Annotated in this window: 14 protein-coding genes; 6 read left to right on the top strand and 8 right to left on the bottom strand. The window is 46.9% G+C overall.

Annotated elements, in window-relative coordinates:
• Positions 1–6 precede the first annotated feature (6 nt).
• From ITJ88_RS09625 to ITJ88_RS09615, 3 genes are read right to left on the bottom strand one after another with little or no spacing between them, the layout of a single operon-like run.
• A complete protein-coding gene (locus tag ITJ88_RS09625) occupies positions 7–1,074 on the bottom strand; it encodes a DUF58 domain-containing protein (RefSeq protein ID WP_195865478.1) in 1,068 nt (355 codons plus the stop codon).
• Positions 1,075–1,080: 6 nt separating this feature from the next.
• Positions 1,081–2,004: an AAA family ATPase gene (locus ITJ88_RS09620; protein ID WP_029341157.1), complete on the bottom strand. Its 924-nt coding sequence runs from the start codon at positions 2,002–2,004 to the stop codon at positions 1,081–1,083.
• Between the two features lie 17 nt (positions 2,005–2,021).
• The gene (locus tag ITJ88_RS09615) at positions 2,022–2,711 is read right to left on the bottom strand and encodes a hypothetical protein (protein ID WP_195865477.1); all 690 of its coding nucleotides are present in this window, start codon (positions 2,709–2,711) and stop codon (positions 2,022–2,024) included.
• A 181-nt stretch (positions 2,712–2,892) separates the two neighbouring features.
• Here ITJ88_RS09615 and ITJ88_RS09610 point away from each other — a divergent pair, with 181 nt between their 5' ends.
• Positions 2,893–3,507 (top strand): NAD(P)-dependent oxidoreductase, encoded by a 615-nt coding sequence (locus tag ITJ88_RS09610; protein ID WP_023467651.1) that lies wholly within the window; start codon positions 2,893–2,895, stop codon positions 3,505–3,507.
• A gap of 260 nt (positions 3,508–3,767) precedes the next feature.
• On the opposite strand, the gene amyS is transcribed toward ITJ88_RS09610, so the two are convergent.
• Positions 3,768–5,291 (bottom strand): alpha-amylase, encoded by a 1,524-nt coding sequence (gene amyS, locus ITJ88_RS09605; protein ID WP_370567791.1) that lies wholly within the window; start codon positions 5,289–5,291, stop codon positions 3,768–3,770.
• Positions 5,292–5,646: 355 nt separating this feature from the next.
• On the opposite strand from amyS, the gene ITJ88_RS09600 reads away from it, so the two are divergent.
• Positions 5,647–6,471 (top strand): endonuclease I family protein, encoded by an 825-nt coding sequence (locus ITJ88_RS09600; protein ID WP_064300249.1) that lies wholly within the window; start codon positions 5,647–5,649, stop codon positions 6,469–6,471.
• A 297-nt stretch (positions 6,472–6,768) separates the two neighbouring features.
• Positions 6,769–7,353, top strand: a complete 585-nt coding sequence (locus ITJ88_RS09595) for a YdcF family protein (RefSeq protein WP_195865475.1) — start codon at positions 6,769–6,771, stop codon at positions 7,351–7,353.
• A 52-nt stretch (positions 7,354–7,405) separates the two neighbouring features.
• Here ITJ88_RS09595 and ITJ88_RS09590 read toward each other — a convergent pair whose 3' ends face one another.
• On the bottom strand, positions 7,406–7,957 hold the full coding sequence (locus ITJ88_RS09590; RefSeq protein WP_195865474.1) for a hypothetical protein: 552 nt from the start codon (positions 7,955–7,957) through the stop codon (positions 7,406–7,408).
• Between the two features lie 134 nt (positions 7,958–8,091).
• Entirely contained in the window at positions 8,092–8,265 is a 174-nt protein-coding gene (gene ytzI / locus ITJ88_RS09585; protein ID WP_023467656.1) for a YtzI protein, read from the bottom strand.
• Positions 8,266–8,391: 126 nt separating this feature from the next.
• On the opposite strand from ytzI, the gene ITJ88_RS09580 reads away from it, so the two are divergent.
• A complete protein-coding gene (locus ITJ88_RS09580; protein WP_035408959.1) occupies positions 8,392–9,495 on the top strand; it encodes a PP2C family protein-serine/threonine phosphatase in 1,104 nt (367 codons plus the stop codon).
• Positions 9,496–9,575: 80 nt separating this feature from the next.
• Here ITJ88_RS09580 and ITJ88_RS09575 read toward each other — a convergent pair whose 3' ends face one another.
• Positions 9,576–10,511, bottom strand: a complete 936-nt coding sequence (locus ITJ88_RS09575) for a magnesium transporter CorA family protein (protein ID WP_023467658.1) — start codon at positions 10,509–10,511, stop codon at positions 9,576–9,578.
• Positions 10,512–10,633: 122 nt separating this feature from the next.
• Here ITJ88_RS09575 and ITJ88_RS09570 point away from each other — a divergent pair, with 122 nt between their 5' ends.
• Positions 10,634–11,002: an Hpt domain-containing protein gene (locus ITJ88_RS09570; protein ID WP_023467659.1), complete on the top strand. Its 369-nt coding sequence runs from the start codon at positions 10,634–10,636 to the stop codon at positions 11,000–11,002.
• A 46-nt stretch (positions 11,003–11,048) separates the two neighbouring features.
• Here the strand turns inward: ITJ88_RS09570 and ITJ88_RS09565 are convergent, their stop codons facing one another.
• Positions 11,049–11,927, bottom strand: coding sequence for a chemotaxis protein CheV (locus ITJ88_RS09565; RefSeq protein WP_023467660.1), 879 nt, complete (start codon positions 11,925–11,927; stop codon positions 11,049–11,051).
• Positions 11,928–12,145: 218 nt separating this feature from the next.
• Between ITJ88_RS09565 and ITJ88_RS09560 the strand changes: the two genes are divergently transcribed.
• Positions 12,146–13,585, top strand: coding sequence for an NADP-dependent glyceraldehyde-3-phosphate dehydrogenase (locus ITJ88_RS09560; RefSeq protein WP_050678501.1), 1,440 nt, complete (start codon positions 12,146–12,148; stop codon positions 13,583–13,585).
• Positions 13,586–13,694: the final 109 nt, after the last annotated feature.

Here is a 13,694-nt window from a genome sequence, read left to right as displayed (position 1 = left end):
TTAAAGTCATCCAATGGCGAGGATCCGGTCATTACCAATTTGGATCAATTGACTGTTCATATGTTTCCGGCGCAGTACGTAGCGTTCGAACTGTTGCGTTGCGATGAACGAATCACGCGTCGAGACCGTCGAGAGCGTCATCAGGACATGTTTTAATTGTGGTTGTCCTTCTTGTAATGAGAGATGCGTCATTCGGTTCGCTCCGTCGAGTCGATTGAGGAATAGTTCGATCTTACAGCCTTCCTTGATTAATTCACTGATCAGGAATGCGGCTTGTTCAATGAACGTCTCAAATTGTTGATGGAGACCGTAACCGCTCGGGGCTGATAAATTCAAGGCAATCGTAAACGTATCCTGATTGCTTGTTTCGAACACTTTCGCCTGCAGGCGACCGGTCTTCGCCGTCGCATACCAATCAATTTCTTTTGACGGTTCCGCCGTATAAGGTTTTGCACCAAGTTGAACGAGTTTGTTCTTGAGCGGTGAGTAGCGGTCCGGTCGATCGCCGATCCGTAAGCGCTGTAAAAGCAATGGTGTCGCTTGCGCCGTCAAGGACGGTAAGACTGTAAACGACGGATACGTATCGAACGTAAAGAGATAGACACCCATCTTCCACGGCAGGCGAATCGTCAAGATGATTTCATCGAATTCGGCTGGTCCACGGCGAACCGTCTGAATCGGAATCGTCACTGCGTCTTCAGAGTCAATCACTGCATGAAACGTCGCCGGGTGTAGTGGATCCATCTCCGGGAAGATGACTCCGCCATCCGTGTGCAAACGAAGTGTCGCTTCGAGCCCAAGCTGACTCAAGGATTCGACGCCGAAGACTTGCAAATGGAGCGATGTCTTCTCCTGGTTGAACATCAATGATTCATAATGTTTCCATTCGATGGCGACATCCCGTCGTAACTGCTTTTCTGTTCGCCCGACGACGAAATGAATCGTCGCCAAAGCTGCGAACAGAAATCCGAGGACGGAAAGATGCGGAATGAAGAGGAAGATGAATGTCATCGTGACGTACAGTGGAAAAAGTCGGCGTTCAAGCCAAAACGGGACGGAACGTTCAATCTGCATGATTCGTCACCCCATCTCGACCGGAACCGGCACGTCGTCCAGAATATGCGTCAAGACAGCCGCTTTCGTCGTTTTGATTCCACCTTCGAGTGTCAGTGTCAGGCGATGGGATAGGACGTGTTTTGCAAGATATTTGATATCTTCCGGGATGATGAAGTCGCGTTGATTCAAGAACGCGTAACTTTGCGAGGCGCGAAGTAATGCAATCGCTCCACGCGGACTGACGCCGACTTCAATGAGTTCATGATTTCGTGTCGCTTGAACGATGTGTAATAGATAATCGAGCACGTCTTGCGATGCATGGACGCGGCGTGCCTCTTCCTGCCAGGAAATCAAGTCGCCACCTGACGCGATGCCGACGGCTGATCGACGGACGTTCGTCAGAATCTCAGACAATAAGCGGCGTTCATTCTCGAAATCCGGATAACCGACTTCAATTGCGACCATGAATCGATCGAGTTGGGCGTCTGGTAGCGGGAACGTTCCTGCCGATTCAATCGGATTTTGTGTCGCGATGACGAAGAATGGTGCTGGCATCTGATAAGTCGTTCCACCGATCGAGACCTGACGCTCTTCCATCGCTTCAAGTAATGCCGATTGTGTCCGCGGAACGGCACGGTTGATCTCATCGATCAAGACGACGTTCGCAAACAATGGACCGCGTTTATTCTCGAACTCCTGCGTCTTTAAGTTGAAGAAGTCCGAACCGATGACGTCTGACGGGAGAAGGTCCGCCGTGAACTGGATCCGCGAGAAGGCACTCTCGAAGCTTTGAGCGAGCGCCTTCGCGAGCATCGTTTTCCCCGTTCCCGGTACATCTTCTAATAGAATATGTCCTTCTGCGATGAGTGCCGTCAGACAGAGATCAATGACGTCCGGTTTACCGAGATAGATTGAATTGAGTTGGTCTTTTAATTGTTGTAGTTTCATAGGAAATCCCTCCAAGGTTAAATGGTTGAGTAGCGTGCTAGTTGTTGTTCGAAGCGTAGAATTTCATCGTCCGTGACGATCGTTTCCGACATATCACCGTAGCGAATATTCCGATATAACTGAAAATCGACAGGGACTTCAATCCGACGTAACCAGTCTTCGAGCGTTTCGTTCGGACGACGTTGCTGACAGCGCGGTAAGTGTTGCTCAAAGCGGATGACGAGATCACGGACACGTGAAGACGAATACGATGCATACAGGTAAGGCGATTTTCTTAAAGAAGCAGGACGAAAGACCGATTGAGAAAATGGAACGTCATCCGTTACTTCTCCTGTAGACCTGCGTCGTTTTTTCACGCGACGCGACTGAACGAGTTTCCAGACCATGAAACTAAACAAGCTGATTAAAATGATGTATTGCAGATAAGAAAAGGGGGAGTCAGAAGCATCCGCTTTAAGGGATTTCCAGAGCTCTTTTGGACCAGGTATTCGTTCGATTGGACTAAATGGCATCTTATCTCTTGTAACTTGAGAGGGACCAGAATCATTTTTACGATCAATATCTCCATCTACGTATCGCCAGTCTGATGGATTTTTAACAGGATCCGGCATGATGTAATGCGTATAGACGTACGTCGCGGTAGTTTGAAACAAGAACAGACCAATCAGAATGACACCAAGCGACATGATAAAGCGTTGCCGTAACACAAGCGATCCTCCTTCCTGTTTTTAAGGAAAAAATATCCATATGTACTTAGGAAGATTTTAGCATACACACTTAACAAATAAAAACAATTTTCTGAAAATAAAGACAAGGTGAGACGATTCATTTTCAAGTGGTGAGGGTATGATGAAATCAGTGGTTCTTGAAAGAGAAAGGGTGTTTTGTATGAAATTGATTATTTTTGGAGCGACGGGTCAAACGGGGCAAGAACTGGTCAAACAAGCGATTGATCACGGGCATGAGGTCACAGCATTCGTCCGTAGTCCGGAAAAACTGACACTACGTGACGAACGGTTACACGTCGTTAAAGGCGACGTGCTCGATCAAGAAGCGGTGACGGCTGCTGTTGCCGGGCAAGAGGCTGTCCTGACAGCACTCGGTACGGAAAGTCTTGCTTACAGTGGCTTTTTAGAACGAAGTCTCGTTCGGATCGTGACAGCGATGAAAAAACAGGGGGTAGACCGGATTGGTTATGTTGCGTCTGCCGGTGTTGATGATGAATTACCGGGTGTACAAGGGATGCTTGCTCAGCGGATTCTGAAAAATCCACTGAAGGATCATCGCCAAGCGATCGCGCTTTTGCAACAAGCAGATTTGAACTATACGGTGGCCCGACCACTTCGCTTACTGAACGGTCCGTTGACGGGACTTTATCGTCAAGCAGATACAGGTGTACCGGAAGATGCGAAACAGATCAATCGCGCAGATGTGGCGCATTTCCTCTTACAAGCGATTGAAACAGAAGATCATATCAAATCGAGTGTCGGTCTCGCTGAATGATGAAGAAGGGGCTGACTCAAAAGTCAGTCTCTACAAAGATAAGGGTGGAAGAATGATAATCTGCCATCCTTATCTCGTAACAAAAAGAATGACGCGTCACACGACACTCCTACAGGAACAAGCGCATTTATGCGCTGTCAGAGACGAACAAGCCAGTTTTCCTGCTTCAACGAAGCAGGAAAACTGGCTTGTGTCTCGTCTGAGGAAAGGGCGTGAAAAGACGCGTCATTCTTTTTTTTGAGTCAGCCTCTTTTGATTGCTTATTGTTGACGATAGACGGAGACTGAACCACCATTGACGAAGAATTGACCGTAGCCATCTTGGTTGATCGTGACCGATGCTGTGTTGTTTCCAGTGATGTCTGTCCAGACTTCTCCTTTGTTCTGAAGCCCGACGTACATCCACTTGCTACCGCCAGGACCATCCGAAAGGATTGTCGCAAGACCTGATTTTGCCCGGTCTGAGACACCTTCACGTGTCCAACCGATGATGTCTTGGTTATCGAGGTAATCATTTTGTTTCCCGAACGCGAAGTCCTTCCGTGCTTTAAGTAACGGATCAATCTTCGAAGCGAGTGCTGGAATTTCGCGATTCGACGTACCCTTTGTACCATAGTAGTCACCATAGAAGACCGACGGATACCCTTGTTCACGTGTCAGAATCATCGCGTAAGCAAGTGGTTTGAACCATGACTGAACCGTTGATTCAAGTGATTGTCCGGGTTGTGAATCATGGTTCTCAACGAGTGTGACAGCTTGAACCGGATTACTCTTAACGAGAGTACCATCAAAGATTGTCCGCATGTCGTAGTACCCGCCACCTTTACTTGCCTGTTCGAACTTATAATGAAGCGGTGCATCAAAGACGGATTGTTGATAATTCGTCCGGCTTAAGTAGTTTTGCAACGTGCCAAGATCGTTCTGCCAATACTCTGCGACTGTGAACAATGGTTTGCCTGTCGTCTGACGAACGTTCGCGAGCCAGTCCGCTAAGTAACCATGTTTGATATGCTTGACGGCATCAAGACGGAATCCATCAAGACCAAGTTCGTTGACGTACCATTTTCCCCAGTTCTTCATTTCTTGCTGGACTTCTGGATGATCGAAGTCAAGATCCGCATACATCAAGTAATCGTAGTTACCATTTTCAGTTGAGACATCCGTATCCCACGCTTTACCGGTACCGCGGAACTTATAGATGGCGCTTTTTGAACGCGATTGATCCCAGTCCGTGCCGTCGAAGTGGTACCATTTCCATTTGAAGTTCGAGTAGAGGTTATTTCGCGCTGCAAAATTGAAGCCCGTCCATGCCTGGATTTGATAATCACCAGAGACTTCTTGATTACGGTTACCCGGATTGACTTCGACTGCCGTGACGGCTTCCGTGAAATCGGCGCCACCTTTATGGTTCATGACGACATCGCCATAGACATCGATTCCGGCGGTATGCAATTGTCCGATCGCCGTTTTTAATTGCGCCTTTGTGCCGTATTTCGTACGGACCGTTCCTTTTTGATTGAACTCACCTAAATCGTATAAATCGTAGGCGCCGTATCCGACATCATTTTGCGAAGTCCCTTTGTAAGCAGGCGGAATCCAGACCGATGTGATTCCGAGCTGATCAAGCTTTGTTGCGTCACTCCCGAGACGGTTCCAGTGGTTACCATCATTTGGCACATACCATTCGAAATACTGCATCATCGTTCCGTTGTCTGCCGTTGCGCCGACTGCAATCGGTCGCGCAAGTGGCACTAAAAAAGCAGCGGATGCGACGGTTGCTAAAATCCATCTTTTTTGTTTCACGTAAAGACCTCCTTATGATTTGTGAAAGCGCTTGCATTATTTATTATAGGGAAGCTTTAGACAGGAGGAATATCGTCCCGGATTCTTATTTGTAAGTCTCTTTTGTTCGTGACTTTTGACCCTAGAATATTTCTTCTGAAGAACTATTTTGATGGGATTGACGTCATAAATGAAAAAAATCAGGACCATCTAACCGTTGCCTTTCGATGGATATTCTGAATGACGACTCACCTTTAAAAAAGCAGGTCTATCGTCCATCTTCCACCAGGAATGGATTCGGTGTGAAAATGAGCGTGTAACACCAGCTCTCATACATACCATTTAAGGGGGAACACACATGAACTGGAAGTCAAAGGTCACAGGTGCGCTTGCCGCAACACTTGCACTCGGGTCAATCGTCTTTACACCGGTCACAGCAAAAACAGTTGATCCAAAACAAGTTTCAGCAGGTCCGCAGATGGTCACGTCACAATCGACGATCGATGCGTACTATTTACCAGCAGCGGGCAAGACAGGGGCAGCGTTGAAGGCATCGCTGCACGATATCATCGATAATCATACACAAGTGTCATACGACACGGTATGGACAGCACTGAAAGAAACGGATCAAGATCCAAACAATGCGAATAACGTCATCGAGTTATACACGGGGAAATCGATTGCGAAAAGTAACAACGGTGGGAATGTCGGTCAGTGGAACCGGGAGCACGTCTGGGCAAAGTCGCACGGTGACTTTGGTACGACGAACGGTCCTGGAACAGACTTGCATCACTTGCGTCCGGAAGATGTCGTCGTCAATAGTGCACGGGGCAATCTTGACTTCGATAATGGCGGTACGAAGTACAGTGGATGCGATTGCTACCGCGATAGTGATTCGTGGGAACCACCGAACCGTGTCAAAGGTGATATCGCGCGGATGATCTTCTACATGGCGGTTCGTTATGAAGGTGGCGGAGAAATCGATCTCGAAGCTTCAGAAAACGTCAATAATGGTACGAACCCGTTACACGGCAAATTGTCGACGCTGAAAGCATGGAATAAGCTTGACCCAGTTGATAGCTTCGAGAAACGTCGCAACGATGTCATCTTCGAGAAGTGGCAAAAAAACCGGAATCCGTTCATCGATCATCCGGAATACGTAACATCAATTTGGGGAAATTGATAACGAGTCAATAAATAGGAAAGGGGCTGATTCAACAGTCAGTCTCTACAAAGATAAGGGTGGCAGAATGATGATCTGCCACCCTTATCTTGTAACAAAAAGAATGACGCGTTTCACGCCACTCCTACAGGGAAAACTGTCTTGTTTCTCGCCTGAGGAAAGGGCGTGAAAAGACGCGTCATTCTTTTTTGAGTCAGCCTTTTTTCATGGAGTCCGAACCTGTTATGCTGAAACTTTTTTGGAGAACCATTCGTATTGCCTACCGTAAGCCATTTTTTAGTAGAGAGGTCGTACGGTATGATCAAACGCACGTTTAACAAACGAAACATCAAATGGATGGTTGGTGGGGGATTAGTCGCTTGTGTCGCCTTCTGGTATAGTGTCGGTATTTTCGTTAATAAAGGGGAACGGCCACTCGCTGATGGGACGTCACCGTATGTCATCGTCCTCGGTGCGGGTGTCAAAGGAGAAAAACCGTCGCAAATCCTACATAACCGGATTCAGGCGGCTGCGGCATATGGGAAACAACATCCGAATGTCCGCTTCATCTTAAGTGGTGGACAAGGTCCAGATGAAGATATTTCAGAAGCAGAGGCGATGCGTCGCGGGATGGTGGCATCTGGGATTGCTGAAGAGCGGTTGATCCTTGAAGCCGACTCGACATCAACGACGGAAAATCTACAATTTTCAAAAGCGTTGTTGCCAAAGGACGTTCGTCGCGTCTCGATCGTCACGTCAGACTTTCATCTGTACCGTGCGCGACAAGAGGCGAAACAACTTGGTTTACAGACGGATGCGATTCCGGCTGAAACGCCACTTTCAGGAGTCCTTCGATTTGGAATGCGCGAACGCGTTGCGATCGTTGTTCAATTCCTACGCTAAAAACCCCGACATGCTGAACATGTCGGGGAGAAAGAAGAAGTGCATTGAATGATTAGATGCCTTCACCTTTATGTTTTTCCTCAGAAGATTGAGAATCATTTGCTTGTTTGTCGGAAGCATCATGCTCAGCAGGTGGTTCTTCTTTGCCGAGTGCGACATCCTTCGCTTCGACGACTTTATTGCTGATCGCATTCAAGTCACCTTTCGTCTCATTTACTGTCTCTTTCACCGTCGAGGCATCTGATTTCACCGTTTCAAGCTCTGTGTTCACTTTGTCATAGACATTTTGAACGTCAGATGCGACTTCTTGAATGATGCTTGAAGCACTCTTCACTTGATTGATGACTTGTGACGCTTTGCCTGACGGATCTTCCTTAATAGAAGACGCGAGGGTAGAGACGGAATCTTTCGCTCCCCGTAAACTCTGTTTCGTATTTTGGCGAGACGAAGAACTAAGTAGCGTCAATAGACCGCCGACAAGGGCACCGAGCAACATCCCTGTGACGAGATTGATTTGACGACCTGATGATTCTTCCTGATCGAACTGGCGATTCGGATGTTCTGCGTGTGCTACGTGTGGATCATGTTGAAGCTTCGGTTCCATGATGAACACTCCCTTGAGATAATATTTAACCATGATATGGATATACCCTTGTGAGTGAATAAAAAACATTTAAAAATAACATGTATTTGAAATGAATATAAAAAAGACCATCGTGATATGATGGTCTAAGAGGTTCATTTGTTGGATGAATCATCATCATTTTCGTGACGAAGTTTTCGGTTGATTTCATCATAATCGATTTCGATATCATCTTTGTTGCCTTTGTAGCCATATCCTTTCGAAATGACGATGATCGAGGCGACCAAGACGAATACGATGATGAGAATGGAGACGACATATAACCACATAGTCCACTCCTCCTTTCGTTCACTTTCTAGTATGACGGAAAACGCAGCTTCCGTCTAAACGAAATTGTAGGTTGTGTGCTAAACTGATGTCAGATAAACATGTTAAACGGAACGAGGTGACGGCGTATGAGTATTTTGGTCGTAGATGATGAGTTAACGAATTTAATGCTCCTAGAGCGATTGTTAGAAAATGAAGGCTATGACGTCGTCAAGGCGATGAGTGGGGAAGAAGCAATCGAATTGATGGAGGATCCGTTATTCATCGAACAGTTGGACGTCGTTCTCCTCGACGTCGAAATGCCAGGAATCAGCGGAATCGAGGCGACACGTTTGATTCGAAAACGGTTTGGTCTTGATGAATTACCGATTCTGATCGTTTCCGGGCGATCAAACGAAGAAGATATCGTTGATGGACTGAATGCAGGAGCATCGGATTATACAACGAAACCGATCCGTAAAACGGAATTGCTCGCGCGAGTTCGTAACGCGATTGGTCTGAAGCAAGCAATCGATGCGCGAAAACGATATGAAAAAGTATTACAGGAAGACTTTGATTTGGCGCAAAAACTGCAACAGAGTGTGCTCAGTGCCAATATCGAAGACGATGAGATCCGCATCATGGCGACGTATATCCCTTCTAAAAAGCTCGCGGGAGATATGTACGCCTGGTACCGCATCTCTCAGAATAAATACGGCATCATCTTGTTTGACGTCATGGGACACGGTGTCTCTTCTGCGCTAATCACGATGGGAATGAGTTCGATTTTGTTCGAACTCGTGCACCGGATTGGTGATCCAGCACAAGTACTTGAAGAATTGAATCAGCAGATGAGTCGTTTGTTCCCGGGAGACGAGACAGAAATCTATTTCACTGCCGTTTACCTCTACATCGACCTAGATGAGATGAAGCTCAGCTATGCGAACGCAGGGCACCCACCTGGTTTGTTACGCATGAATGATCAAATCATTCCGCTTGAGAATACGGGACTTCCTGTCGGTATGTTCGAAGACTCGACGTATTCGAGCAAGACGATCGACATCGTCTCACCAGGATGTGTTTACCTGTACACGGATGGTTTCATGGAACTCTACAGTAAAGGCATTGATGAAGGAATCCATGCCATCCAGAATCTGATCGAACAACAAGGACCGAACATCCATCAGTTGATTCAACCGGATCAGAGCGATGAAGCGGATGACCTATGTCTCGTGACGGTCGAAATCAATTAACCTGTAAATGAAAAGACTCAGCGACGGAAGCACCGTCGCTGAGTCTTTTTTGAGTCATACAAGCTCTGGATCTACTTGGACTAAAAGAACCTTCTCCGCCATAAGATGAAGGCGGCAAGACCAGAGAAGAAGATCATCATACCGAAAACAATCCAGAATCCGATGACTTCTCCTTCCCATGGAACGTGGACGTTCATCCCGAACATCCCGGAAATCATCGTCGGAATCGAGATGACAATCGTAATCGAGGCAAGGAACTTCATGACGAAGTTGACGTTGTTCGAGATGACAGAACCAAACGTATCCATCGTCGAACTGATGATGTCTTTATAGATTTGAGCCATCTCCATCGCTTGTCGGTGTTCGACGAAGACGTCTTCCAGTAAATCTTCATCATCTTCATGTTTCTCAAGACTCGGAGTCTTAATGATTCGGTCGAGCACACCATCGTTCGATTTCAAGGACGTCATGAAATAGACCAATGATTTTTGAAGGTTCATCAATTGAAAGATTTCTTGATTTCGCATCGAACGTTGAAGTTCTTCCTCAAGTTCGTCCATACGACGATCGATTTGACGTAGGAAACGTAAATACGAGGAACTGACTTTATAGAGAATCTGGAATACGAAGCGCGATCGGTAATTCGTCCGGAATCCTCGCAACTTACCACTCGAGAATAACGTCAGGACATCGAGCTGTTGCGAACAAACGGTGATGAAATGACGGGATGTCACGATGATACCGAGCGGAATCGTATTATAACGGCGTCCTGATGATTCTTCTTCGATGTAGGGAACGTCGACGATCATCAGTAGACCTTCTTCATCTTTTTCAAAACGTGGTTTTTCTTCCACGTCCAAAGGGTCATAAATGAAATCCTCTGGAATATTCGTAGCAGCGATGACTTGGTCGGCTTCGTCCTTTGTCGGATTGACAAGATGGATCCAGGAACCCTTCGTGAACTCCTGTATCTCGTTGACTGCCCCGGTGACATCGCTTCGATAAATCGTCAACATATTGTCTATCCCTCCTGCTCTTCACTGTCTCATTATAGAAATAGAAACGATGGCGTGTAAATGATTCTCCGATTTTTTTTTACGAAGATTAGTGATAAGATGAAAACAGAGGAGGGGAAGACATGCCTTTTTTTAATGCTAAGAAGCTCGAAGAACTTCAATCGATCGCGGGTGGGGATCACGCGTTCCTTCAAAAAATCGGAGAAACGTATATCGCGCAGTTCGATCGAAAGTTTCCTGAACTAAAAGATGCCGTCGCCAAGCAAGATGCTGAGCAAACTGAAAAGCTCGCTCACTTGCTAAAAGGTGCTTCCTATTCCGTTGCCGCTGATGATTTAGCTGATGATTTCGAACTGCTTGAAAAAGAAGCAGAATCTGGTTCAATGACCGGAACACAAGAAATCGTCGATCGGATTGAACAATGCATGGTGGAATTCCGTGTCGTCTGGCTCGATGTGTTTACTGGAAAAAATCTTGACGCGCTGCGTTGAGCAATCGAATAGATCAAAAAAGCCGACATGCTGTCGGCTTTTTTTCTTATAAGACGTATGAATCGACCGTTTCGATCAAACGACCGATTTCCGGTTTCGTGATTTGTGCATTGACACCAACGGATTCACCTTTATGGCGTAAATCGTCGGAAATCAAGGAAGAGAAGACGATGATTGGCAATTCCGCATAACGATCATCTTCACGAAGTCGTTTCGTCAAGTGTAGTCCATCCATCTTCGGCATCTCGATATCGGTGATTAGGAGGTCACAGTTGCTTCCGTTCTCAAACGCATCAAAAGCTTCCTTACCATTGATGAACCATTTCAGTCCGTGATAACCGGCTTCCTCAAGTGTTTCGATGATCAACGTCCGGAGCATTTCCGAGTCTTCGGCGATCCAGATGACTTTGTCGGACCGGTCACGGGACTGGACGCGACGCCCTTCTTCGCGGGCAAAGATATCCTTGCGTGAGAGCTCAAGTGCGATTTTTTCGTAGTCGAGCAAGATGATCATTTTGTCGCCCGTTTTGACGACACCGTTCGTTAATCCCTCAATGCCACGAGCGAGTTCGTTTGGTGTATCGATCTGTTCCCACGAGATACGACGGATTTCCGTCACGGAATCGACACGCAGGACGCTTTTTTCCCCATTAAATTCACAGATGATCAATCGATCCTCGGTTGCTTCATCGTGGGGAACACCAATGACCGTCGGCAAATCGATGACTGTCATGACTTCGCCACGCAGTTCAATCAATCCTTTGACAGCGTCCGGTGTACCTGGGAGTGGTGTCATCGGGAGCGGAACGATGATTTCCCGAACCTTCATGACGTTGATTCCAAACGTGTATGGTCCGCAATGGAAGATGACGATCTCGAGTTCGTTCGTGCCGGCTTCTAATAAAATATCGTGCTGATTATACATATGGTTGTGCCCCTTTCCATTACCTTCACTTCACTTCTGACTAGTTATCGGCATGCTACGCTAAAAATTCTAGTTCTGAATTGACAAAAAAAGTGTTGTAATCGCTTTCATAATATGTTAAGCAAAAAGTTTGGCATTTGTCAGACCAATTGATTACAATAAGCTATGCAGCCACACACTGAAATGAGAGAGATAAAAATAAATGGAGGTAGAGTGGAATGACTACAGCAACAACCTACACATTTTTACTAGATGGACAATGGCATGAAAGTGAATCAAAAGAGACGATTGAAATCTCTTCACCATATAAAGAGGATCTTGTCGGTCGCGTCCAAGCGATGACAAAACCGGAAGTCGATCGTGCCATCGCTTCAGCGAAAGCGGCACAAGCAGAGTGGGCAAAACAACCAGCGAATAAACGGGCTGAATTGCTTCACGCTTGGGCAACGGAACTCGAAAAACGTGCGGACGAAATCGGTGAAGTCATCATGCGCGAAGTCGGTAAAGGACGTGCAGATGGCGTCAAAGAGGTCAAACGAACAGCTGAAATCATTCGTTACACAGCGGAAGAAGGTCTCCGTTTCGACGGTCAGATGATGCAAGGGGATTCGTTCCCTGGTGGTAGCGCGAAAAAAATCGCGGTCATCAAAAAAGCACCACTCGGCGTCGTGCTTGCGATTTCACCGTTCAACTACCCAGTCAACTTGGCAGCGGCGAAACTCGCACCTGCCCTCATGACAGGAAACGCCGTCGTCTTTAAACCAGCAACACAAGGTTCGATCAGCGGCATCTTGATGGTCGAAGCACTCGTCGCAGCAGGTCTTCCAGCTGGACTCGTCAACATCGTCACAGGTCGTGGATCGGTCATCGGTGATTACTTGACGGCTCACCCGGGTATCAACATGATCACATTCACAGGTGGTACAGGCACAGGACAACATTTGTCGCGTCAATCGGCAATGATTCCACTTGTCCTTGAACTTGGTGGAAAAGACCCAGCACTCGTTCTTGAAGATGCGAATCTGTCACTTGCGGCAGATCATATCATCAGTGGGGCGTTCTCTTACTCAGGTCAACGTTGTACAGCAATCAAACGCGTCTTCGTTCTTGATCACCAAGCGGATGCACTCATCGAAGAACTCAAGACACGAATCGCGAAATTGACAGTCGGTTCACCTGAACAAGACAGTGTCGTCGTGCCGCTCATCGACACGAAATCAGCGGACTTCGTCGAAGGCTTGATCACGGACGCAACAGACAAAGGCGCAACGCTCGTCTCAGGTGGCGGACGTACGGCGAACTTGATCGAACCAACACTTCTTGACAACGTGACACGCGACATGCGCGTTGCTTGGGAAGAGCCGTTCGGACCAGTTCTTCCAATCATCCGTGTCAACTCGGTCGACGAAATGATTGCATACTCAAACGAATCAGAATACGGTCTTCAAGCAAGTGTCTTCACAGAGAACATCGATGCTGCGTTTGCAGTAGCGGATGCGCTTGAAACAGGTTCTGTTCAAATCAATGGTCGGACGGAACGTGGTCCTGACCACTTCCCATTCATCGGTGTGAAATCATCGGGTCTTGGCGTTCAAGGCGTCGGACGTAGCTTAGCTTCGATGACACGCGACAAATTAACAGTCCTCAACTTAAAATAAGTTTCTGACCGACCTTTCAATCTGCGGAAAGGTCGGTTTTTTGTGCATCCATTTCTCGCGCTTTAACGTAAGCTAGAAAACAAATGTCACCCTTTGACGCACAAAGTTT

The sequence above is a fragment of the Exiguobacterium abrahamii genome (genome assembly GCF_015645365.1).
Classification (GTDB): Bacteria; Bacillota; Bacilli; order Exiguobacteriales; family Exiguobacteriaceae; genus Exiguobacterium_A; species Exiguobacterium_A abrahamii.
This window is presented reverse-complemented; position numbering and strand designations above follow the sequence as displayed.